21 protein-coding genes are annotated in these 24,131 nt (G+C 36.3%); 13 read left to right on the top strand and 8 right to left on the bottom strand.

Features of this window, described 5'->3' with window-relative positions; genetic code table 11:
• Positions 1–12 precede the first annotated feature (12 nt).
• From KO02_RS18295 to KO02_RS18285, 3 genes are read left to right on the top strand one after another with little or no spacing between them, the layout of a single operon-like run.
• Positions 13–3,150 (top strand): SusC/RagA family TonB-linked outer membrane protein, encoded by a 3,138-nt coding sequence (locus tag KO02_RS18295; RefSeq protein ID WP_081918428.1) that lies wholly within the window; start codon positions 13–15, stop codon positions 3,148–3,150.
• 11 nt (positions 3,151–3,161) lie between these two features.
• The gene (locus tag KO02_RS18290; protein ID WP_038700632.1) at positions 3,162–4,790 is read left to right on the top strand and encodes a RagB/SusD family nutrient uptake outer membrane protein; all 1,629 of its coding nucleotides are present in this window, start codon (positions 3,162–3,164) and stop codon (positions 4,788–4,790) included.
• A 24-nt stretch (positions 4,791–4,814) separates the two neighbouring features.
• Positions 4,815–5,729 carry a hypothetical protein gene (locus KO02_RS18285; protein WP_051960036.1) on the top strand — a complete coding sequence of 305 codons (915 nt, stop codon included), beginning with the start codon at positions 4,815–4,817 and terminating at the stop codon, positions 5,727–5,729.
• A gap of 63 nt (positions 5,730–5,792) precedes the next feature.
• Here the strand turns inward: KO02_RS18285 and KO02_RS18280 are convergent, their stop codons facing one another.
• On the bottom strand, positions 5,793–6,839 hold the full coding sequence (locus KO02_RS18280) for a 3-oxoacyl-ACP synthase III family protein (protein WP_038700630.1): 1,047 nt from the start codon (positions 6,837–6,839) through the stop codon (positions 5,793–5,795).
• A gap of 72 nt (positions 6,840–6,911) precedes the next feature.
• Between KO02_RS18280 and KO02_RS18275 the strand changes: the two genes are divergently transcribed.
• From KO02_RS18275 to KO02_RS18265, 3 genes are all read left to right on the top strand, one after another.
• Positions 6,912–7,193: an ATP-dependent Clp protease adaptor ClpS gene (locus KO02_RS18275; RefSeq protein WP_038700628.1), complete on the top strand. Its 282-nt coding sequence runs from the start codon at positions 6,912–6,914 to the stop codon at positions 7,191–7,193.
• A 110-nt stretch (positions 7,194–7,303) separates the two neighbouring features.
• Positions 7,304–9,766 carry a TonB-dependent receptor domain-containing protein gene (locus KO02_RS18270; protein WP_051960034.1) on the top strand — a complete coding sequence of 821 codons (2,463 nt, stop codon included), beginning with the start codon at positions 7,304–7,306 and terminating at the stop codon, positions 9,764–9,766.
• Between the two features lie 57 nt (positions 9,767–9,823).
• The gene (locus tag KO02_RS18265; RefSeq protein WP_038700626.1) at positions 9,824–10,630 is read left to right on the top strand and encodes a DUF1080 domain-containing protein; all 807 of its coding nucleotides are present in this window, start codon (positions 9,824–9,826) and stop codon (positions 10,628–10,630) included.
• A gap of 196 nt (positions 10,631–10,826) precedes the next feature.
• Here the strand turns inward: KO02_RS18265 and KO02_RS18260 are convergent, their stop codons facing one another.
• Positions 10,827–11,531, bottom strand: coding sequence for a YjjG family noncanonical pyrimidine nucleotidase (locus tag KO02_RS18260; RefSeq protein WP_038700624.1), 705 nt, complete (start codon positions 11,529–11,531; stop codon positions 10,827–10,829).
• Positions 11,532–11,664: 133 nt separating this feature from the next.
• On the opposite strand from KO02_RS18260, the gene KO02_RS18255 reads away from it, so the two are divergent.
• The 6 genes from KO02_RS18255 (at position 11,665) to KO02_RS18230 (ending at position 16,785) form a co-directional block, all read left to right on the top strand.
• Positions 11,665–12,540 carry a sensor histidine kinase gene (locus KO02_RS18255; protein WP_038700622.1) on the top strand — a complete coding sequence of 292 codons (876 nt, stop codon included), beginning with the start codon at positions 11,665–11,667 and terminating at the stop codon, positions 12,538–12,540.
• Positions 12,530–13,237 (top strand): response regulator transcription factor, encoded by a 708-nt coding sequence (locus KO02_RS18250; RefSeq protein ID WP_021189964.1) that lies wholly within the window; start codon positions 12,530–12,532, stop codon positions 13,235–13,237. The genes KO02_RS18255 and KO02_RS18250 overlap by 11 nt, the downstream gene beginning before the upstream one ends.
• Before the next feature lie 6 nt (positions 13,238–13,243).
• Entirely contained in the window at positions 13,244–13,762 is a 519-nt protein-coding gene (locus tag KO02_RS18245) for a hypothetical protein (RefSeq protein ID WP_235212286.1), read from the top strand.
• A 74-nt stretch (positions 13,763–13,836) separates the two neighbouring features.
• Entirely contained in the window at positions 13,837–14,799 is a 963-nt protein-coding gene (hemE, locus tag KO02_RS18240) for a uroporphyrinogen decarboxylase (protein WP_410528218.1), read from the top strand.
• Between the two features lie 119 nt (positions 14,800–14,918).
• Positions 14,919–15,464 carry a CopD family protein gene (locus KO02_RS18235; RefSeq protein WP_038700617.1) on the top strand — a complete coding sequence of 182 codons (546 nt, stop codon included), beginning with the start codon at positions 14,919–14,921 and terminating at the stop codon, positions 15,462–15,464.
• A gap of 178 nt (positions 15,465–15,642) precedes the next feature.
• Positions 15,643–16,785: a DEAD/DEAH box helicase gene (locus KO02_RS18230; protein ID WP_038700615.1), complete on the top strand. Its 1,143-nt coding sequence runs from the start codon at positions 15,643–15,645 to the stop codon at positions 16,783–16,785.
• Between the two features lie 102 nt (positions 16,786–16,887).
• Here the strand turns inward: KO02_RS18230 and KO02_RS18225 are convergent, their stop codons facing one another.
• Entirely contained in the window at positions 16,888–17,346 is a 459-nt protein-coding gene (locus KO02_RS18225; protein WP_051960032.1) for a hypothetical protein, read from the bottom strand.
• Positions 17,347–17,966: 620 nt separating this feature from the next.
• Here KO02_RS18225 and KO02_RS18220 point away from each other — a divergent pair.
• Entirely contained in the window at positions 17,967–18,860 is an 894-nt protein-coding gene (locus KO02_RS18220; protein ID WP_038700613.1) for a sugar phosphate isomerase/epimerase family protein, read from the top strand.
• A 94-nt stretch (positions 18,861–18,954) separates the two neighbouring features.
• Here the strand turns inward: KO02_RS18220 and KO02_RS18215 are convergent, their stop codons facing one another.
• The 5 genes from KO02_RS18215 to KO02_RS18195 all read right to left on the bottom strand — a co-directional run bounded on the left by KO02_RS18215 (position 18,955) and on the right by KO02_RS18195 (position 24,089).
• Entirely contained in the window at positions 18,955–20,385 is a 1,431-nt protein-coding gene (locus tag KO02_RS18215; RefSeq protein WP_038700611.1) for an NAD-dependent succinate-semialdehyde dehydrogenase, read from the bottom strand.
• A gap of 12 nt (positions 20,386–20,397) precedes the next feature.
• Positions 20,398–20,796: a thiol-disulfide oxidoreductase DCC family protein gene (locus KO02_RS18210; protein WP_081918427.1), complete on the bottom strand. Its 399-nt coding sequence runs from the start codon at positions 20,794–20,796 to the stop codon at positions 20,398–20,400.
• Positions 20,797–20,849: 53 nt separating this feature from the next.
• On the bottom strand, positions 20,850–22,064 hold the full coding sequence (locus tag KO02_RS18205; protein WP_038700607.1) for a bifunctional 3,4-dihydroxy-2-butanone-4-phosphate synthase/GTP cyclohydrolase II: 1,215 nt from the start codon (positions 22,062–22,064) through the stop codon (positions 20,850–20,852).
• Positions 22,065–22,141: 77 nt separating this feature from the next.
• Positions 22,142–23,617 carry an LptF/LptG family permease gene (locus tag KO02_RS18200; RefSeq protein WP_038700605.1) on the bottom strand — a complete coding sequence of 492 codons (1,476 nt, stop codon included), beginning with the start codon at positions 23,615–23,617 and terminating at the stop codon, positions 22,142–22,144.
• A 94-nt stretch (positions 23,618–23,711) separates the two neighbouring features.
• On the bottom strand, positions 23,712–24,089 hold the full coding sequence (locus tag KO02_RS18195; protein WP_038700603.1) for an START-like domain-containing protein: 378 nt from the start codon (positions 24,087–24,089) through the stop codon (positions 23,712–23,714).
• Between the last annotated feature and the right edge of the window lie 42 nt (positions 24,090–24,131).

Raw genomic sequence — 24,131 nt, 5'->3', positions numbered from 1 at the left:
AAATCAAATTATATGATAAGTAAGCATTTGTTTAATAAGGGGATTGCCGTCGTAGTAATGACGGGCATGACCTCGCTTGTCTGCGCACAATCTTTTACGGGGTCTGTTGTTTCTACTGATTCTAACTTGCCTATCGGGGGGGCCAGTATTAAAGTTAAGAATCAGACGGTCGCAACAAGCAGTAATGAATCTGGGAAATTTTCGATATCAGCGGCAAAGGGGGCTATTCTGATTGTTTCCTATGTAGGGTATAAAACGGAGGAAATTCCTGTCACTGGAGTAAATATGGTCATTCGTTTGGAACCTGTGACCTCCGATTTAGATGAGGTGGTAGTTATTGGATATGGTGTTCAAAAGAAGAAATTAAATACGGGTGCAAATCTTAAAATAGAAGGAGAAGATTTACAAAAGCGTAATCAGGTGAATCCTTTGCAAGCGCTTCAAGGGCAGGCTCCGGGGGTATCCATTACATCAACTTCAGGCCAGCCTGGAGCGGATATGAAGGTTGTGGTTCGTGGTCTAGGTACAATAGGTAATTCTGGACCATTATATGTCATCGATGGTGTGCCTGGGGGTGATATCGCGGTATTGAATGCTGCTGATATACAGTCGATAGATGTATTAAAAGATGCTGCATCTGCCGCTATTTATGGATCTCAGGGTGCAAATGGGGTTGTTTTGGTAACGACAAAAATGGGCGTTTCGGGGAAAAGTGTTTTGTCTTTCGATGGGTACACGGGTATCCAAAATGTAGCGCGAAAGGCAAAATTATTGAATGCTGATCAATATAAAGTGATCATGAATGAACAATCACTCAATTCTGGTGCTTCGCTCATTGATTTTGATGCAATGGATGGTTTGACGAATACCAATTGGTTGGATTATATGTTTAAAGATAATGCCAAAACTGACAATTATAGTGTTGGATTGACTGGTGGTTCTGAAAAATCTACCTATGCGATGTCATTAAATTATATTGCTCAAGAGGGAATTGTTGGTGGTAAGGATGTGTCTAATTATGAGCGGTATGGCTTCCGTAGTAATTCAGAGCATAAACTATTGAATAATTTTCTGAAAATAGGTCAACATCTTAATTTTAACTACATTAAAAATAGAGGTATTTCTGTGGGAAACCAATATAGCAATACACTTCGTGGAGCATTTGCTACATCTCCACTTTCTCCTGTTTACTCGGACAATGGCCTGTACGGTAGTCCCTTTAATGATACTTCCAATTCTCCTTGGTATAATGGGGATAGTAATCCCTATGGTAGTATGATGACCAATTCCAACAATAATAATGATGGGCAGAAATTGTTAGCGGATATATTTGCTGAAATTGAGCCAATCAAAGGGTTGAAAGTCAGGTCGCTATTAGGGTTTAATTATTTTGCATCCGAATATAGAAGCTTTACTCCGATGTATCGTTTTTCAATTTATACCTACAACCAAGATCATACGACAACATCTCAAAACATGAGCAAAGGGCATACCTTGACCTGGACAAATACAGCATCGTATGATTTTAATGTGAATACCGATCACAAATTTTCTGCGATGGTAGGGATGGAGTCTTTGCGTTATCAAGGCACTTACCTTTCTGGGTCGAATTGGAACCTCTTGTCGCAGTTTAATGATTTTGCGCATGCTTATTTGGATAATACGACTGGACAGGCTCATTTGGATGAGAAGGGGAATGTTGTGGAGACGCGTACCGTATCTGGTAAACCTGATAATTTACAGCGAAGATTATCTTATTTCGGGCGTATAGGCTATAATTATAAAGAAAAGTATCTCTTAAATGCTACGCTAAGAGCGGATGCTTCTTCCAAATTTTCGAGTGCTAATCGTTGGGGATATTTTCCTTCGGTATCTGCAGGGTGGGTGATTTCTTCTGAAGATTTTTTCAGTGAGCATTTGAGTGCGATAAACTTTTTGAAATTTAGAGCCTCTTGGGGACAAGTGGGTAATCAAGATATTGATGATTTTCAATATGCTGCGCCAATAAGTACTTCTACGGGTGTTACATCTTCTAATCCAGGTGCTCATTATGTATTTGGAACGGCAAATAATAATATTGCTGGAGCTTATCCAAGTCGGTTATCTAATCCAAGTCTGACTTGGGAAACCTCAGAACAGACCAATATTGGGTTCGATGCTAAGTTTATGCGTAATCGTTTAGATGTTGTTGCTGACTATTATGTGAAGACTACGAAAGATTGGTTGGTTACTGCGCCGGTATTGGCAACTACGGGTACTCAAGCACCTTATATCAATGGCGGGGATGTCAAAAATACTGGGGTTGAACTGGGATTGAATTGGTCCGATAGGATCAATGAGGTGAAATACCGCTTTGGTATCAATGGTGCATATAATAAAAATAAAGTGGGTCAGATTCCGACTGAGGATGGGATCATCCATGGACAGACAGCTATGCTGTATGATAATTCGGAGGAATTTTATCGTGCTGAAAACGGTCAGGCAATCGGCTATTTCTGGGGATATGAAACTGATGGTTTATTTCAAAATCAATCGGAGATAGATGCATGGAGAACTTCTGGAAACGGTATTTTACAGGCTAATGTGCTGCCAGGTGACGTGAAGTATGTGGATCAGAATGGTGATGGGATAATCAATGCTTCTGATAAAGTGAATTTGGGCGTTGGTATGGCAAGTTTTACCTACGGAATTAATCTTGGTTTAGATTACAAAGGCTTTGACTTTTCTATCAATGCGTATGGATCCGTAGGTAATAAGATTGTGCAGTCGTATCGAAATCATGCTAACAAGCAAGCGAATTATACAACTCGTATATTGGACAGATGGACTGGTGAGGGAACTTCAGGTACCATTCCTCGTGTCACTGAGACGAATGTCAACTGGCAATTCTCTGATCTGTATCTGCAGGATGGTGACTTTTTGCGAATCAGCAACATTTCATTGGGGTATGATTTGTCTAAAATCATCAATTGGAAATATGCCAATCAAATTCGTTTTTACGTACAGGGACAAAATCTGTTCACTTTTACAAAGTATGATGGTATGGATCCAGAGATTGGGTATGGAACAGATGGTTGGGTTTCAGGTATTGATTTAGGTTATTATCCAAGACCTAAGAGTGTATTGTTCGGTCTAAATATTAAATTTTAAATTCTAAAATCATGAATAAATCTAAATATATATACAGTTCATTTTTAATGACCGCATTGTTATTTAATTCTTGTTCATCTAGTTTTCTAGATGTAGAACCTATGACAAGCGTTTTAGAAAGTAATTTCTATAAGACAGTAGCCGATGCAGATATGGCCTTAGTGGGCTGTTATGATGGGTATCAGCGTACGGTATCCAATGGTAACCAATCCTTTTATTTAACAGCAGAGGTTGCGGCCGATCATTGTTTTGGAGGAACTGGTACGACAGATGGTCGTGCATTTCAAGCAATTGATCGTTTTGATATTTCACAATCGTCTTCTGATAATAATATTTTTGATGGTACTTGGTCGGATTATTATTCCGGTATTTTTAGAGCTAATACCTTGTTGAGTAAGTTGGATGGGACGGACTTTTCTGGGAATTTAAACGCAAGAGCTCGGATTGAGGGGGAAACAAAGTTTTTACGTGCCTTGATGTATTTTGATTTGGTTCGTTTATTCGAAAAGATTCCTTTGCTGACAAGTCCTACAAGCGATAATATTCCGCAAGCTGACCCTAAGGATATATACAAATTAATTGTAGAGGATCTAAAATTTGCAGCAAGTAATATTCCTGCAGATGCCTATCCAAAATCTGTAGCAGGAACTAACGATGGGCGAGCAACACCTTTGGTTGCAAAAGCATTATTAGCGCGGGTGTATTTATTTTACTCAGGATATTATGGCACCGAAGATATAGGCATCACTAAAGCCGAAGCTTTGGCGGGATTAGAAGATGTGATTAATAGTGGTCAGTTTGCATTAGTGGAAAACTTTAGCGCCCTCTGGCCGGCGGCTAGTTATATTCCAAGCATAAGTAACAATTCGTTGGATATATCGAAGTCTGCAGGAAAAGGAAATTCGGAAATTGTATTTGCTCAGAAGTTTAATAATACGTCAAATTACAATGGTTATGTTGATGGTAATCGTTGGGTAGTATTTTTAGGAATGAGAGGTAAAAATTGGTCTCCATATGGTCAGGGCTGGGGAGCTTGTACTGTTAGTAAACAGTTCTTCAATAAATTTGATAATAATGATACTCGAAAAATTGCTTCTATTATTGATATTGATGGTGAGGGAATTACTAGTTTTGACCTTAAAGATCAACGTGAATATACTGGATTTGCGGTGAAAAAATATTCCCCTACTGCTTTACCAGATGGTACGTCAAATACCGGTGGAGAAAAAGATATGCAACTATCCCAAGATCAAGATTATTTCGTGATCCGTTATGCTGATGTGTTGCTTATGGCTGCTGAATTAGGTTCGGGTAACGCCCAAAAGTATTTTGATGATGTACGTAAAAGAGCGTATAAAGCTAGCTTTACATCTGTTGCTGTGTCCAAGGCTGCAGTCATAAAAGAAAGAGAATTTGAATTTGCTTTTGAAGGAATCCGTTATTGGGATATTTTAAGACAGGGATTAAATAGTGCGGCTTCAATACTTGAAACCTCGCAGGATGTACTCAGCGGTTCCGTTCCTGAAAAAGTCACCGTCACGAAAGATAATTTTTTAAAAACACGTGGTTTTATGCAAATTCCTAATAAACAGATAACCTTATCTAATGGGGTATTAAAGCAAAATGATGGATGGAATTAATTTAATTTTATACTATACTGAATTATGAAAAAAATAGTAACATATTGCATCTATCTCTTTACGGCGATAGTTTTGCTTGGAGCTTGTACTCCAGATAACTATATTTTAGGGGATATCGATGTAACGTCATCGGAGTTAGTAGAGGGTGTTTCTTATAAAATTGAGCATGATGGAAACAATCCCAATATCGTTTATTTGACCAGTTTGATGGATGCCAAATATACGGCATTATGGGAGCATCCTCAAGGGCGCAGTCAAGAAAAACGGGTAACTTTAAAAGTACCCTTTCCCGGAGAATATACGGTGACGTTTGGTGTTGAAACCCGCGGAGGTATGGTTTATGGAAAGCCTGTTACTTTCAAGGTCGATGATATGTATGCCGAATTTATAAGCGATGAAACTTGGACCATGTTGGCAGGTGGGGCAGGGGAAGAAAAAACCTGGTATCTCGATCTTGATCAAAATGGACTTTCCCGAGCTTTTAAAGGACCATTATACTTTTATGGAACAGGTGATTGGTGGGGAAATGTCAATGATAATGGAAAACCTTTGAATAGCGATTCGTGGCTTTGGGATCCTGAGTGGAAGGGTAACACTTGGATTATGCCTGCTGGCGATTATGGAGAAATGACCTTTAATTTAAAAGGAGGTGCAAATGTTATTGTTAACCATCAGATGCTTGGCAAAAAACAAAAGGGTTCATTTTCAATCGATACCGAGAATAAAACCCTACGGATGGTAGATGCTTCGCCATTACATGGTGAACCTCAAGATGGTATTGTGGTGGATTGGGGTGATGTTCGGATTATGTCCCTTAACAAAAATACCATGCAATTGGGCGTGCTACGGGATCCTGTTCTTTCCAACGACGGTGCTGCCATGTTGACCTTTAATTTTATTAGCAAAGATTTTCGCGATAGTTGGGTTCCTACCGATTAAATATAAAGTTGAGATGGACTGTAAATTTGGGAAAAAAAAGGGGATGATGAATCCCCTTTTTTTCTACCACCTAATTAATGCAGATCCCCACGTAAACCCAGCACCAAATGCGGCTAGACAAACGAGATCTCCATCTTTTATTTTTCCAGCCTCCCATGCTTCGCATAATGCAATAGGAACTGAGGCTGCGGTTGTATTACCATATTTTTGAATATTATTAAACACTTGATCGTCACTTAATTTAAGGGTTTTCTGGATGAATTGTGAAATTCTTAAATTTGCTTGATGTGGTACCAATAAGTTAATATCTAGTGTCGTTAGATTATTTTTTGTTAGGGCCTCTGCAATCACCTCAGGAAACTTGACTACTGCTTTTTTGAAGACTGCTTGTCCGTCCATGACAGGAAATGCTGTTCCATCTTCCAGCATCTCTGCTGTCATTAACATTCCTCCGAGCTCTTGTTCTGGCCATTTTGGCTGTTCGTCCAGCCATATACCTCCCGATGCACCTGGATAATACATAGCAAGTTTCTCTGCATCGGCACCATCAGAATGTAAATGCGTACTTAATATTCCTTTACCTGGTTCGGTTGTTGGTTGGAGTACGACAGCTCCGGCACCATCTCCAAAAATAACGGATACGTTTCGACCTCTTGTCGAATAATCTAAAGCAAATGAATGTTTTTCGGAACCGACTACTAAAATATTTTTATACATACCAGTTTTGATAAACTGATCGGCAACTGATAATGCATATATAAATCCTGAACATTGGTTTCTAATGTCCAATGCCCCGACTTCTTTCATTCCCATTTCTCTCTGTAGGAGTACTCCACATCCGGGAAAATAATAATCGGGAGATAGTGTTGCAAAAATAATGAAATCGATTTCTTCTGCTGTTGTATTTGCTCGTTCAATAGCAGTTTTTGATGCTTCGACAGCCATTGTTGTGGTTGTCTCGCCTATACGATCGGCGTATCTACGCTCCTTTATACCTGTTCTTTCTTGAATCCAATCGTCGCTTGTGTCCATAAAACGAGTAAGGTCTTGATTTGTATAAACATTTTTGGGTACGTAATATCCTATACCTGCAATTTTGGATTGAAACATATGATTATATTTATGTTAAGTTCAAATTAAGTAAAATTACGTAAATTTTGAAATTTAAAGTACTTTTGTAGTATGAGTACAGAAACTGCACAAGAAACCTATTCTTTATCCGAAATCTTAGCTTCAGTAAAAGATTCCAATCGATTGATTTTGTGGAATGATGATATCAATACTTTTGATCATGTTATTTTTTGTATGATGCATCATCTTCAGTATTCAGAGCCTCAGTCGGAAAGAATTGCATTTAAAGTTCATAATGAAGGTAAATGTGCCGTTTTGGAGGGGTCTATGACAGAGATGGAAATCTATAGAAAAATATTGAAAGCAGAAGGTCTAACTGTTTCTGTAGAATAAATTATTTAAGTAAAATATTACATCATTTTATTAAGTAATAAAGTGGTTACGAGTCGTTTTAGTTCAACAAAAAAGTCCATTTTTGTAATATTACAGCTTATAACTACATTATGTTATCTAAAAATCATTCCTATCCCTTTACCTTTTTAATTGCGATTTTATTATTTCCAATATTAACGTTCGCGCAATCTGGAAAAATATCTGCGGTACTAGTAGACGAAAAAACTGGTGCTACGATTAATCATGCAAGTGCATCTTTGCTCACTGGAGCTTCTCAAGCTTATTTGAAAGGTGCTCAATCAGACAATAATGGCCGTGTTACTTTTCAAGGTGTGCCTGATGGTACTTTTACATTACGGATCACCTATGTGGGGTACGCTGAACTTATTAAATCGGATATTGTGATATCAAACTCTTCTAACCTTAATCTTGGAAAATTGATTCTTAAGCCTGCCGGTGAGATGCTTAACGAAGTTGTCGTGGAGGGAAAAGTGCCGGCGATGCAAATTGGAATTGATCGAAAGATTTTCAATGTAGGCGAAAGTTTGGTTAGTGCAGGCGGTACGGCAACTGATTTGTTGGCCAATGTACCCACGTTGCAAGTTGATCAAGATGGAACAGTAAGTCTTAGGGGCTCAAATGTTAAAATTCTAATTGATGGCAAGGAATCTGCTATGGCGGGTAACGACGTGACTGCATTGTTACAGAGTCTGCCAGCTAATTCCATTGATAAAGTAGAAATCATTACTAATCCTTCATCAAAATACGATGCAGAAGGGCAGACAGGTATTGTTAATATCGTACTGAAAAAGAATATCCGTACCGGATTAAATGGTTCTGTCAATGCTTCGGCAGGTTCATATGATAATTATATGGCTGGATTGGCCCTTAATTATAGGGATAAGAAGTTTAATTATTTTGGCAGTTATAATTATAATCGCCGAAATATGCTGGGTGGTGGTAAGGTTGACAATACTTTTATAGGGAATGGTAGTCGTATCTATAATGATTCTGAATCTTCTCGTAAAGGTAAGGGGCATAATGTAAAAGCTGGCGTAGATTATTATTTGACCGATCAAACGACTGTGGGTGTATCGGCTAACTTGAGTGTGCGGAATAGTGACCGTTCTGAAGATTTGAATTATCGGTATTTCGATCATCCGCAATTATCGGGAACTAGTGATCGTAACTCTAGACAATTTGAAGACGATTTAGGTTATGATCTGAACTTTGATTTTAGACATCAATTTAAACGGTCGGGAGAAGAGTTGACGGCCAATGTGAGTTATGGTAATGATAAGGAAGATGGAACAAATGATTTTGTACAATTCTTTAGTGGACCTACTTCAGGTAGTGGAAGGAAAAATATAACTTCTGAAAATGGTAAGGTAATCAATCTTCAGGCTGATTATGTGATACCATTCTCGGAAACGAGTAAGTTTGAGACCGGTTACCGATCGCAAATTAGAAAGTCTTTTGATACGCAATTTTCTAAAACTTTAGTTTCTGATTCTTTAAGTGTAAGCAATGGTGATTATTTACCAGATTATTCCATTAGTAATGATTTTGATTTTACAAGTTCTGTCCATGCCTTGTATGTGAATTATCAAAACAAGTTAAATGATAGGATTGGTTACCAGATCGGTTTGCGAGGGGAACAATTTGAGTTAAAATCTACTTATTTTTCAAAAGATCCTGAAAAACCAGAAATAACTGATGGCAACCAAGATTTTTTCAGGTTGTATCCAACTGTATTTTTGACCTATGATCTTGATGATAGCGGCGATAAGTTGCAATTGAGTTACTCTAGAAGAGTACAGCGGGCTAGGGGATGGCAGATAAATCCTTTTCCAGATGTAACGGATGATATGAATCGCCGTCAAGGAAATCCGAATTTGAAACCCGAAGATGTTCATGCTTTTGAACTGAGTTATGCGAAGACGTTTGGTAAAGTGAATTTAGTGAGTTCCGCATATTTTAATCATACAAATGATGTTATACAGCCTTATGTTTTTAGAATAGATTCAGAGAGCAGTACAACATATAGTATTTGGGAAAATTTAACGAGCCGTAGTTTATCTGGTTTTGAATTTATTTCTAAAATCAATGCGACAAAAGATTTTGATTTGACCTTGAATCTGAATCTTATTCATACTAGTTTTAAGGCAAATGAAGCGTATGAGTTGAAAGCTAGAAACGGATTTGGTTACAATTCAAACTTAACGATGAATTATAAATTTACACCTACTTTTTCGGCACAGATGAGAGGCGAGTACAATTCTTCTCGTGTGATGGCACAGGGTAAATTGAATGCGATGAAAGGTGTCGATATTGCTATTAAAAAAGATGTTTTTAATAAGAAAGCTTCGGTGATGTTTAATGTACGTGATGTATTCAATTCTAGAAAGATGAAAGGGTATACAGAGACTCCAGAATTGATTTCTAATTTTGAGAGACAGTGGATGAAGAGAATGTTTACGTTGTCGGTGTCTTATCGCTTTGGTAGTCAAGATTTGACCAAGTCTAAGAAAAAAGAAACTAATAATAATGAAATCAGTGGAGAAGAATATTAAGATTTATTCTTCATTTTGATGATTTTTTTTTACATTTAATTATTATAAACATCAGATATGAAATTAAGAACAATCGTTTTAGCAGCCACTATGCTCGCAAGTACTGCTGGAGTTACAGTTGCTGTTGCACAAGAGAAAAAAGAAGTTCCAACGTATAAGGTTTTGGATCTACCAAAGGTAGATTTAAAGGGTTTTAAGAAAAATAAACAAGGTGCTTATGTCATTTTTGATGGCACATCTATGGAAGGATGGCGCGGTTATAATAAATCAGTAATTCCTAAAAAATGGGTTATAGACGATGGCGCTATTCGATTTGATAGTAAGGTTAATGTTGGCGATAATGAAGGTGGAGATTTAATCTTTGCACATGATTTTAAAAATTTTGAATTGGAATTAGAATGGAAAGTAGCTAAGGGTGCTAATTCGGGAATTTTCTTTTTAGCAAAGGAAATTGAAGGACAACCTATCTATATTTCTAGCCCGGAATGTCAAGTATTGGATAATGAAAATCATCCTGATGCGAAGATGGGTGTTGATGGTAATCGTAAATCTACATCGTTGTATGATATGATTCCGGCAAAACCTCAAAATGGAAAACCTTATGGTGAATGGAATAAGGTTAAAATTGTCGTGAATAAGGGTAAAGTGGAACAATGGCAAAATGATGTAAAAGTCGTAGAATATACACTTTGGGATCAATCATGGATTGATTTGCTTCAAAAGAGTAAATTCAGTGAAGCGAATTGGCCATTAGCATATGAGTTGTTGAAGAATGTTGGTGGTAAAACGAAGTCGGGTGTAATTGGTTTCCAAGATCATGGCGATGATGTTTGGTTTAAAAATATCACAGTGAAAAAATTGTAATTATTGTTGCCATAAAAAAAAGGGTGCTTGATTTTCCAAGCACCCTTTTTTTATGGCATTACTGAAAATATTTTTCTATCGGTATTTTTCTTTTTTAGTCTGACTGGAGCGATAAGGGCTTAGCTTCTTATTTTACATTAAGGATAGCAATCATTAGCAGTTAAATTCTATGCGCAGTTACCGTTCAGCTCTTTGTTTATAAGATGGTTTGCAATTCCTTTAGGTCGCAAATCATATAGGGTATATCTTTAGGTTTATCCATTTGACCGGGATTGAAGAAAACAGCATCCATTCCCACATTCATAGCACCTCGAACATCTGCATCGATATTATCACCAATCATCATAGAGCTATTTGTTTGAGCAGCAGCTTTATCTAATGCAAAATTAAAAATTCTGGGATCAGGTTTATTTACACCCACTACCTCTGAAATGAAAATATTTTTGAAATATTTATTGAGATCGCTTTTTGCTAATTTTACCTCACACGCTTCTTTGAAACCATTTGAAATCAAGTGTAAATTGTAATTGGTATACAGGTAGCTCAGGGTTTCATGGGCATGTGGAAACAAGTTTGTTTTTTGAGGGCAAATTGCTAAGTACTCTTCTTCAAAGCTTTTTGGAAATAAGTTGGGGTCTACTCCTAATGCTGTAAAGGTATCAGCAAAACGTGCGCGACGTAATTCTGCTTTATCAATTTTACCATGATGGTATAGATTCCAAAGTCGATGATTATTAACCGTATAGGTTTCAATAAATTCAGTAGCTTCTTCTTTTTCAAATAATTGGTCAAAGCGATATTGATAATATAGTTCATCCAATGTCTCTTCAGCATTTTTGTCAAAATCCCAAATGGTATGATCCAAATCGAAGAAGATATCTTTTTTATCTTGTTTAAACATGATACAAATATAGTGTAATAGGCCTAATAGAAAGAAATGTTAGGTACATGATTTTCCTCTTAGTGTCATAAAGTCCTACACATTTTTTTATACATCTCTTTATCGTTATTTTTGTTCTGTTGCAATATATTATATGAAAAAAGCACTTGTTTTATTTTATTTTCTTGTATTCTACGCTACTTCTCAGTTGATTTGGTGGGGAGTTATGCTTGCTCGGTTTCAGCCACAAAGGAAATCGATGATTATTGGTGAGGGTATTTTTTTCTTGTTGATATTTTTATGGGGAGCGATGCGTTTGAAAAAGTTATTTGTACGCGAACAGAAATTGCAGCAACAGCAACAGAATTTTTTGTTAGCGATAACGCATGAGTTAAAATCGCCATTAGCTTCGGTGAAGCTATACATTCAAACGATTTTAAAGCGGGATTTGGATAAAGAACAACAACAAGTTTTTTTAAAGAATTCTTTAAAGGATATTGAACGTCTAGATGATCTGGTTGAGAATGTATTGCTTACTACTAAGCTTGAAAGTCGTAACTTTAATCTTCCTAAGGAAGAGTTTAACCTAACCGAATTAGTAGAGCAAATTGTTGATCGCCTACAGAAAAATGCCTGTAGAACTCAGGTGTTGAAACCCAAATTGGATGCGGATGTTATGCTTTATGCAGATAAATTTGCGATTAGCAATGTGGTTACCAATCTGATTGAAAATGCGATTAAATATTCGCCACCTTGTGCGAATGTTGTTGTAAAATTGACCAATGAAGCCCAAGGTATTGTTTTTTCTGTTGCTGATCATGGAATTGGCATCAGTGATAATGAGAAAAAACTTATCTTTAATAAATTTTATCGCGTTGGAAGTGAAGCGACGCGTAAAACTAAAGGTACAGGTTTGGGGTTGTATATAGTAAAGACCGTTTTGCAAAAGCATAACGCGTATATTAAGGTAAAAGATAACGCTCCTTCGGGGAGTATTTTTGAAGTAACATTTGATAAAAATGCAAAGTAAACAACGCATACTGCTCGTAGAAGACGAAGAACACTTGTTAGAGGCTATCAAGTTAAATTTGGAGTTAGAAGGTTACCGTGTGACAACAGCAACAGACGGAAAAAAAGCTTTGAAAATATTCAAGGAAGAACGTTTTAATTTAATCATCTTGGATGTCATGATTCCAGAAATAGATGGTTTTCAAGTCGCTGAAACTATTCGACTTCAAAATACGGAAGTTCCTATTATGTTTTTAACAGCTAAAAATAGTAGTGAGGATCGTATAACAGGCCTTAAAAAAGGTGCTGACGATTATCTAATAAAACCTTTCAACTTAGAGGAACTTATCTTAAGGGTAGGGAATTTGGTGCGTAGAAGTTTAAAACCAGACGATTTGAAAGAATTAAATTCTTATCAGATTGGAGATAAAACAATTTATTTTAATTCCTATGAATTGCATCATGCAGATGGGACAATTACTTCTTTAACAAAGAAGGAAACCATGCTGTTGAAGTTATTGATTGAGCGCCGTAATGAAGCTGTATCTCGTGAGCAAATATTGGAGACAGTGTGGAATTATGATGTTTATCCATCTACGCGAACGATTGATAATTTTATCTTGACTTTCCGTAAATATTTTGAACCTGATCAAAAGCATCCGATTTATTTTCATTCCATTCGTGGTGTCGGATATAAATTTACGGACAACAACGCTTAGTATTTTATGATGACATTGAAGGCTCGTGTAGCTGTTATTATTATTGCATTATTGTTCATCGGTTATGGCATCTATGCGGGACATTATCAAATTTCCATCCTGATTGCGGGCGGTGTTTGTTATCTCGTGTGGAGTCATTTGCGAGAAAGCTCTGTAGCGATGGCTAGTGATTCTTTTCATAAGCAGAACTACGAAAAAGCAAAGACTCTGTTGGCAGAAGTGAAGAACCCTGATCGTCTCAGAAAAGGACGTCGTAATATTTATGAATTTATGATGGGTACTATTTCGCTACATGAGGATCGCATAGATGAAGCCGAATATCACTTCCAATTGGCTTCAAGATTACCTTGGAAAAAAGATAATGAAAAGGGAATGATCTTGATTAATTTATCCAATATCAGCTTAAGAAAAGAGGCTTATGATCGTGCTCAGGCTTATATTGATGTGGCTAGAAAATTAAATTTGACTGAACGTCAGGCCAGTATAGTTGGGAAAATACAAAACGAAATTTCAAAACATATATAGTGATTACTACTTTACAAAACGATTTATTGATTCGCGCTGCACGCTCGCAGCAGACAGAACGCCCACCGGTGTGGATGATGCGTCAAGCTGGTAGATTTATGCCTGAGTATTGGGCGATTAAAAATAAATACTCCTTTTTGGAAATGTGCAAAACTCCTGAGATTGCAGCTGATGTTACGATGTTGCCTGTTGATCTATTGGGGATTGATGCTGCAATTTTGTTTTCTGACATCTTGGTAACAGGAGAGGCAATGGGTGGAGATTTGAGTTTCGAACAAGGTGTCGGTCCTCGTTTTGCCAATCCAGTACGTTCTTACGCTGATGCAGATAAATTGGTAACAGATTGTCTACCTAAATTGGAATATGTAGCTGATGCTATTAAAGTTATTCAACAGCGTTTGAATGGTAGTATTCCTTTGATCGGATTTGCTGGAGCACCTTTTACGATCTTGAGCTATTTAGTCGAAGGTGGTTCATCAAAAGATTTTAAATTGACCAAATTGATGTTGAATAATGAGCCTAAGTTGGCGCATATTATTCTTCAGAAGATTGCCGATGTAACGGTAGAATATTTAAATATGCAAATCGCTGCAGGTGTAAATGCAATTCAGTTGTTTGACAGCTGGGCATTAGCTTTATCTTGGAATGACTATAAGGAGTTTGCTCATTATTACAATAATCAGATTATCTCTAAATTGAACCGTCAAGATGTTCCTGTAATTTCTTTCTGTAAAGGTTCTTCTGTATTCGCTCCGATTATGGCAGAATCGAAGCCAGATGTAATTTCAGTAGATTGGAATGCAGATTTGAAAAATATCAAACAATCTTTGCCTGCTGGTATTGCTGTTCAAGGTAATTTGGATCCTTTTGTTTTATATGCTGATAAAAAAGTAATCAAAGAAAAAATCCTTCAATTGTTTGAGCGCATGCGTGGTGAAAATGGTTTTATTTTCAACTTAGGACATGGAATTATGCCCGACATTCCATTTGATAATGTAAAATACGCTATCGAAGTGGTTAAAGAATTTAGATACTAACTCGTATCCATTAATGAACAAAACAAGGAACAATATTTTGTTCCTTGTTTTGTTTTCAGTGATATCAACTCTCCAAGTAAATAAATATTCGACTATCTTTGTCCTAATTTTTTACAATCATGGTTTACCTTTACGCTAAAGCGATACATATTATTTTTGTCATTTGTTGGATGGCCGGTTTATTCTATATGCCGCGATTATTTATTTACCATACCGAAGCAAAAGAACAATCAAAAGAAACATATACCATCTTGCACAAGCAATTCTCAATCATGGAAAATCGTCTATGGTGGGTCATTACTACACCGGCTATGTATATAACGGTGAGTTCTGCTTTAGTGATGTTGTACGTTAATCCTGCATTATTGCAAATGGGTTGGATGCAGGTTAAGTTGGTACTTGTAGCGGGCATGATTGCCTACCACTTTATAAGCCAACATATGTTATTCAACCTAAGAGATGAGAAATCTACGCTGAGTTCTTCAAAGCTTAGAATGTGGAATGAAGTATCTACGGTGTTATTATTCGCCATTGTTTTTACAGTCGTACTGAAATCAGCTTTAAATTGGATTTACGGTGTTGCGGGACTTTTATCACTAGCTATTTTATTAATGATTTTGATTAAAGCCTATAAAAAATATCGTATTTCTAAAGGGAGTAAGTAATAGGGTTTCCTTGGCTTTTGTGATGTTGTAATTCTTTTACCTTTATTCTAAACGGTTAATCTTTTCGATAGACCCTGTGATTCTATTACCGCATTTAGGCCATCTGAGTAATTGATACCTTATCCATAACTTTTGAGAATAAATAATAGTGTACATTTGCAGTAAATAAAATATTGTTATGTCATTTGAGTCTTTAGGTTTATCGCACAATATCATTAGTTCTGTAAAGCAGTTAGGTTATCTCAAACCTTTTCCTATTCAAGAACAAGCTATTCCAGTTATTTTATCCGGTAAGGATATGATGGGAATTGCACAAACGGGATCGGGAAAGACAGCCTGTTTTGTGATGCCTATTTTAGAAAAACTACAAGCTGAGGTTGTTCAACGTGATCGAAATATAGAAGTATTGATACTCGTTCCTACACGAGAATTGGCTATTCAAATTGATGAGGTTTTTAGAGCTTTTACTACCAATCTAAAACGAGAGGTTAGAACAATGGCAGTATATGGCGGCGTATCTATCAATCCACAGATGAAGGGTATGTTAGGGGTAGAAGTCTTAACAGCAACTCCAGGACGTTTGCTTGATTTGATAAATAGTAAAGCATTAAGTATTGGTCAGATTCAACACCTGGTTATTGATGAGGCAGATAAAATGTTTCAAATGGGTTTTGAGGACGAATTGAAGCAACTTTTCGCTTTAATGCCTAAGAAAAAACAAACTACTTTATTTTCGGCAACATTAAATGATAAAATAGCGGAAATTAATAAAATACTTGCAATTGATCCGATTGTCATAGAAATCGATAGTGAAGATGTTCACATTGATCATATTGAGCAGATTGCCTATCATGTGACTTCCGAAACTAAGGGTCCGTTCTTACGGTATCTGATTAAAGAGAACAAGATGAATCAAGTACTCGTCTTTGTATCATCTACGCGTACAGCTGATAAATTGGTTGATAAATTAATAAAGAATAAAATTAGAGCCTTATCTATTCATGGTCAAAAATCGCAAGGTAATAGAAGGGACCATCTGGATTATTTCAAAAAGGGTGATGTACAAGTTTTGGTCGCTACAGATCTAATTGGCCGTGGTATACATATTGATGCTTTACCTGTTGTCATTAATTTTGAGTTACCTCGTTCTCCATTGGATTATGTACATCGTATTGGTAGAACAGGTCGTGCTCATGATACTGGTTTAGCGATCACGTTGCTAACTGACGAGGATTTACAGCATTTTGGTGTTATACAAAAGAAAATGGGTAAATCAGTGGAAATTAAGCCAACAAACGAGGTAAATCTACACGGATATTAACAACTAATTTACTCATCCATCATTATCTGATGGACTAATAAAGCATCATACCTATCTCATAGGTATGATGCTTTATTGTTTACAGTAGTTCCCTAAATAGCATTAATTTTTTGTTGTTATTTCATGGAAAATAAATTTAACATCATCGTAATTGATGGGTATACTTGGTGAATAGTAGGGGATATCCATAAAACTCATAACTGAACCAGTTCCTAATTTTAAGGTACTACCTTTTTGCAGTAGTGCGAAAGGGGATCTTTTTTTGACACCCCCACTTCTAGGATAATAGAAATAATCACCCTTAAGGGTATCGCCTAGTATATTTCCCCTAATTTCCCCTGAATCTTTTGAACTGCCTCCATAATTAACCAAATAATGGCCATAAAAAAAGTTGTCATGTTTGGTCAGTCTCAGATAGGCTGTATCCCTATTTGAAATCGCCTGATAATCTTTCGTTTTTAAATTTGAAATATTTGATTGACAACTTATAGATAATAAAGTAACAGCAAGGAGGCAGATATTGATTATCGGTCTGGAAAAGGCTGTGCAAATATGAAACATTGAAAAATTATTTGAATATATATTATTGTGGAAACAGTAAATTTGATTTGGAATAGATCATAAACTGAATGTTTTAGTTCTTAAATTAAGTCTTTATCCATAAATCTGGTATTTCCAGTGGTATTATTTCTAAATTTAAGATTTGATTTGGAAATTATTGCATTAATTTTTCTTTAATGTTTTTCCATTACATATACCAGATTGGTATTACTATTTCACCTTTATTCTTTCCCTGCCTTTATATCTCATTCGCAAAGTCGGATCTATTTTATAAATTAATGCTTCAGTTAAGCTTTTCTAGTTGTTTTGGCTCAGAATTAATGATGTATTTATGATTCTTATGTCTGAATTTTGATCAAAAAATAAAGTAGGCTGTTAAAGGATTGGCAGTATATGAATAGAGAACTTTTTAATTATCGGACTCTAAGTTGAGATTCTGATGATTTATAACAATTGTACTCGAATTGTTATCTCAGAATTGCTGTATGCTGTTGTATATTTTTGAAAAAATGTATAATATTACATGTATGTTCTAGCTACCTATAGAAGCTAACATTATAACATGTGATTTCCGACCTATCAATAATCAAAGGGTTGCTATTATTTTACGATTATAAATTATGAAAAAATTAAAATTTTTGGTTACTGTTCTTTTGGTAACAGGAACAAGTCTTTTGAGCTTCGAAAGTTTTGCTCAGCAAACATTGAAAAAGAAAGATATTGGCTTACAGCTTTATTCAGTGAGAAGTTTGATTAAGAATGATGTTGACTATTTTCCTGTCTTACAGAAATTGTCTGCTATGGGGTATACTTCTGTAGAAGCAGCAGGATTTAGTGATGGTAAATTTTATAATAACACTCCACAAGAGTTTAAAAATAAAGTTGAAAAAGCTGGGATGCGCGTAGTTTCCTCGCATGCAACTAGAAATCTTTCAAAAGAAGAATTAGCATCTGGAAATTTTTCTGAAGCAATGAAGTGGTGGGAAGCAGCAATAGCAGCTCATAAGGCTGCCGGGATGGAATATATTGTTACGCCATGGATGGAAGTTCCAAAAACGATAAAGGATTTGGAATTACAGTGTAAGTATCTAAATGAGGTCGGTAAATTATGTCGCCAAAATGGAATGAAGTATGGATATCATAACCATTCGCACGAATTTCAAAAAGTAGAGGATAAGGTTGTGATGCTAGATTATATGATCGAACATACAAATCCTGAAGATGTATTTTTTGAATTAGATGTATATTGGACGGTAATGGGACAATCTAGTCCAGTTGATTACTTTAGCAAATATCCAGGAAGATTTAAAGCACTTCATATCAAAGATCGCCGCGAAATAGGACAAAGTGGAATAGTGGGCTTTGATGCGATCTTTAAAAATGCAAAAAAAGCTGGTGTGAAGCACATATTTGTGGAACTAGAAGAAGTTTCTGTTGATTTGGAAACAGGCCTTAAAGAGAGTATCGATTACCTTTTAGCGGCTCCGTATGTTGAAGCAAGCTATTCAAAATAGTCGGTTCTAGCTTTCCTATCTAAAAAAGAAATCAAGTGTCTGTGTAGGCACGTGATTTCTTTTTTAGTTACTAATTGTCTAGTTGTTATCCGAATTATGCACCGAAACATAAATATTTTATTTCCATATATTCATCTAATCCATGTTTTGATCCCTCGCGACCGATTCCTGACTCTTTTACACCACCGAATGGGGCAGCAGCATTTGAAATCAAACCGGTATTAATACCAACCATGCCCGCTTCCAGTTGCTCGGACACGCGAAAACATCGATTTACATTTTGACTATAGAAATAGGATGCTAAACCAAATGGGGTGTCGTTGGATAATGTAATCGCAGACTCTTCAGTTGTAAATTTAAACAATGCACATACCGGCCCAAATGTTTCCTCCTGGGCAATACGTGCTGTATGCGATATATGAGTCAATACAGTGGGCTCAAAGAATAAACCCTTTAATTGTTTACCACCTGTTGTGATTTTGGCTCCATGTTGCAGCGCATCATCAATATGGTTTTTAACTTTTTCAAGTCCCTTCAGATTAATTAGTGGGCCAACTTCAATACCTTTATCTAGGCCATTTCCTACTTTAAGTTCTTTAACTGCTGTGGTAAGTTTTTTTGCGAATTCTTCGTATACATTTTCTTGGACATAAAAACGATTGATGGAAACACAAGTTTGTCCTGAATTGCGAAACTTGCCCGCTATTGCCCCTTTTACTGCGGCATCTATATCGGCATCGTCAAATACAATAAATGGGGCATTGCCTCCCAATTCCATGGATACTTTTTTGATATTGGAAGCAGATTGTGCGATTAGGGATTTCCCCACCTCCGTTGAACCTGTAAATGATAGTTTTCTTATTACTGGGTTTGTTGCCAGCTCTTTGCCAAAACCGGCACTATCTTTACTGGTTACGACATTAAAAACACCTTTAGGAAGCCCAGCTTCTTCTGCCAACTTAGCTAATGCAATAGCGGAAAAGGGAGTTTGTGAGGCAGGTTTTAATACAATGGTACAGCCTGCAACAAGGGCAGGGGCTACCTTGCGCGTAATCATTGCTAAGGGGAAATTCCAAGGTGTGATGGCAGCGACTACACCAATTCCTTGCTTTATGGTTATCATGCGATTTCCATTTTGAGCAGAAGGTATTGTTTCACCATATGTTCTTTTTCCTTCTTCTGCAAACCATTCAACAAATGAATTCCCATATTCAACTTCTGTCAATGACTCTTTCAAGGGTTTACCACTTTCAAGTGTTATAATTTCTGCTAAATAATTTTTATTCTTTAAGATCAGATCGTACCAATTTCTAACTAAGATACTACGCTGTGTAGCGGATAATGAACGCCAGGTTTTCCAAGCTGTTTCTGCTGCTGCTATCGCATTTTGACACGCTTTTACTTCTAGATCAGGAACGGAGTCTATTACTTTTCCTGTAGCAGGGTTAATGACATCGAATGTGTGTATGTGGGAAATGAATTTTCCATTTATATAAGCTTGATTTAGCAATAAGGGATTTTTCATAGCGTCTTTATTTTAAATGAATTTTTTGCTCGTTTGTTTGGAGGGTATTTCGCATTGTTCTTGTTTTCCAAACCAACGGTATCTATTTTTTGCGATATAATCATAACAATTGTCTCGCCAAGATGTTGGTAAAAAGATTAAAGGAAAAAGTAAGGCGTACGGATAGCCTATATCTTTAGCAATATATAGGGCTGCGGTACTTTTTGTAAAGATTTTATTATTTCTGAGATATAGGATAGAGTCTGTGCCTGGAGGTAGATGACGAACATAGCTATCCCCAATCTTAGATTGTAAGGATGTAAATCTAAATTGATCTTTTTTATCTCTCTTGATGATAAAATTAACAGTCTTATTGCAGAGGTTGCAAATCCCATCAAATAATATGAGTTGTTTAGGATTTTCTTTCATCATTTAAAGTTATAAATTAAAAAGGGAGAACTTTCGAACTCCCTTTTTTAATATAATTAAAGATTCTTCATAATGGTATGACCCATTCGGTCTCTCTTTGTTTTTAAATATTCCTCATTATAAGGGTTAGATTGGATTTCGATAGCTACGTTTTCTATGATTTCTAATCCATATCCAACCAAACCTGCTCGTTTTGTAGGATTGTTGGACATTAAGCGCATTTTGGTAACACCAAGATTTCTCAAAATCTGAGCGCCAATTCCATAATCGCGTAAATCTGCTTTGAAGCCTAATTGAATATTGGCGTCTACAGTGTCGATACCACTTTCCTGCAGTTTGTATGCTTGCAATTTGTTTACTAGACCTATTCCACGGCCTTCTTGATTCATGTATACGATAACACCTTTACCTTCTTTTTGAATCATCTCCATTGCTTTATGTAATTGTGGACCACAATCACAACGGCAAGAGCCAAAGATATCACCAGTAAGACATGAGCTATGTACACGTACTAAAATAGGCTCTTCTTCAGTCCATTCGCCTTTGTAAAGTGCTAGATGGTGCTCGCCTGTATCTTTTTGTGTGTAAGCTTTTAATTTAAAATCACCGAATGCCGTTGGCATATCGACTTCAACTTCTTCAGTGATAAGGGAATCATGTTTTAAACGATATTCGATTAAATCCTCAATGCTGATAATCTTTAAATCAAAACGTTTTGCTACTTCCATTAATTCTGGAAGTCTTGCCATTTCACCATCGTCTTTTAAAATCTCAACCAATACACCTGCTGGTTCGAAACCAGCAAGACGTGCCAAGTCTACAGTAGCTTCTGTATGACCTGTACGACGTAATACACCACCATCTTTTGCGATTAGTGGAAATATATGCCCTGGGCGTCCAAGCTCGACAGGGTCGATGTTTGGATCGATTAACGCTTTGATTGTTTTTGAACGGTCGGAAGCTGAAATTCCTGTCGTACAACCATATCCTTGTAGGTCAACAGAAACCGTAAAATTAGTTTCGTAAACAGCGGTATTCTTACCTACCATTAATTCTAAATTCAGTTCATCACAACGTTGTTTCGTTAAAGGTGCACATACTAAACCTCTTCCGTGTGTTGCCATGAAATTGATGACTTCTGGTGTAGCATTTCTAGCTGCTGTAACAAAATCACCTTCATTTTCGCGGTCTTCATCATCCACTACGATGATCACTTTGCCAGCTTTTATATCTTCGATTGCTTCTTCAATCGTGTTTAATTTGAACTCCATCGATCTCTTAAATGTATATATACAAAGGTAGTATAGTATTCTATTTTATTTATAATGTATAAGTCAAAATGAGCTTATTATTGCACTTTTGGCTTCTTTTTAGCTAGTTTGTTCTTAAGCCATTTCAATCCTGCCTCGGCTTTTATCTTATATTGGTCGATATCGAAGAGGGCAGAGTCTGTCGTGGATTTATAGGTTAAGAATCCTGCTAAGGGAGACAATACAATAATGGCCATCCACATTCCTAGGATAGGTGAAATGGAACCGTCTTTAGCCGATTTTTCTGCCACCGTTGAGATGATGTGATAAATCAGAAAGAAGATAATAGCCATGATGACAGGAAGACCTAATCCTCCTTTACGAATAATAGCTCCTAAGGGTGCTCCAATAGCAAATAGTAGTAAACAAGACACCGCTAGTGTGAATTTTCGATGAAATTCAATCTGGTAGCGTATATCTTTTGAATTTAAGTCTTTATAATCGGGCAATCTATTACTAAGATCGTCTTTCATATAATTAAGTTGACTTAAAGCACTTGCGGTAATTTGAACTCGCTGTTCAGGACTGACGATATCCTGCATAAGATCATTGAATGGTTTTACTTGAACAGGTTTTATCGTTTCGTTCCCCTGTTTAGCATTGAAATATGGAGAAAACAGATTGAAACGATGGTCCATTGTATTGGATAACATATGTTTCACGCTGTCTAACTTAACTTTATTCGAATCGGTATATACTTTGAGCTGTTTTAAGTTTAACATGGCATGGTGACTCTTGAACAGATTTTCATCTGTTTTTTGCATTTTATTCCATTCCATATCAAATTTTTGTTCAGTCTCTTTGAATTTAAATCTGGTAAATTGTTGGCGAGGGTCGTAACTTTTTGAGCTTTTTACGCGTGCATCTTCATAGCGTATACCATCTTTTAGTTTTAAGATCATATAACTATTATCAGGTGAGTTGTAGATAAACCCTTCTTTAGCAATTAAAACGGTATTTCCTGCATTTCCACCTTGATTGTCATAAATCATAAGGTCATAAAGGATCGTTCCATTTTCATTTTTACCTTTTGCACGAATGGAATATCCAGGTATGGTATTGTTGAAGATTCCCGGCTTAATTAAAAAGTCAGCCTTTTTGTTCCTAACGTCATAAAGCAATGAACCCATTTTTAGATTGGCAATGGGTAGAATGTAATCTGAAAAAAGAAATGAACTTAAGCTGAAGAAACCCACTAATATGAATAGTGGGGTCATGGCTTTTCTAAGCGATACTCCTGCAGCTTTGATGGCAACAAGCTCATAGCTTTCACCCAAGTTTCCAAAAGTCATGATGGATGACAATAGCATAGAAAGTGGCATGGCCATTGAAATTTGCGTGACACATGCGTAGCCTAGCAATTTTAAAATGACAATCCACTCGAAGCCTTTGCCTATTAAATCATCAATGTATTTAAATAAGAAAAGCATTAAAAGCACAAACATCACAATGCAAAAAGTGACGAGAAATGGCTTTATAAAGGATTTAAGAATAAGTAGATAAATCTTTTTCATCCGATCATGTGTTCCTTGCTAAAGCTTTGATTATTTTTGAAGCTTTAGAGGCCTATTTTTAATAGGCCTTATTTAGATGCAAAGATATACTTTTTTATCCTCCTATCACACTTTGTAAGTATTCTATTGAATTATTCCAGATCATTTTACGATTTTCTACATCATCCTCTTTAGCAAAATCTGTGATCCTTAATGCGACATCATTTGTTAATTCGTCTTGATCAATTTCTAATTCAAAGTAGTAAGGTTCATCTTCGAGCCATTTATAACGGATGAGTTTATTTTCTTTAATATTGACTATTTTAGCTTTATGACTCTCATCGTCCCAAACAAAGTCATAGATAGATTCTCGATAATTCACGTCATCAGCAAACCATTGTGATAGGGCATTCGGCTCCTGTAAAAAGGGGAATAAAATTCTAGGTGAAGAATTTACGATATATTCTAAGGTTAATTTTATTTTTTCAGCCATATTACATGAATATTTATTTTTTATTATGATAAATAAAAACTA

Origin of the sequence: Sphingobacterium sp. ML3W, assembly GCF_000747525.1 — a bacterium.
In the GTDB taxonomy this organism is placed as follows: Bacteria; Bacteroidota; Bacteroidia; order Sphingobacteriales; family Sphingobacteriaceae; genus Sphingobacterium.
This window is presented reverse-complemented; position numbering and strand designations above follow the sequence as displayed.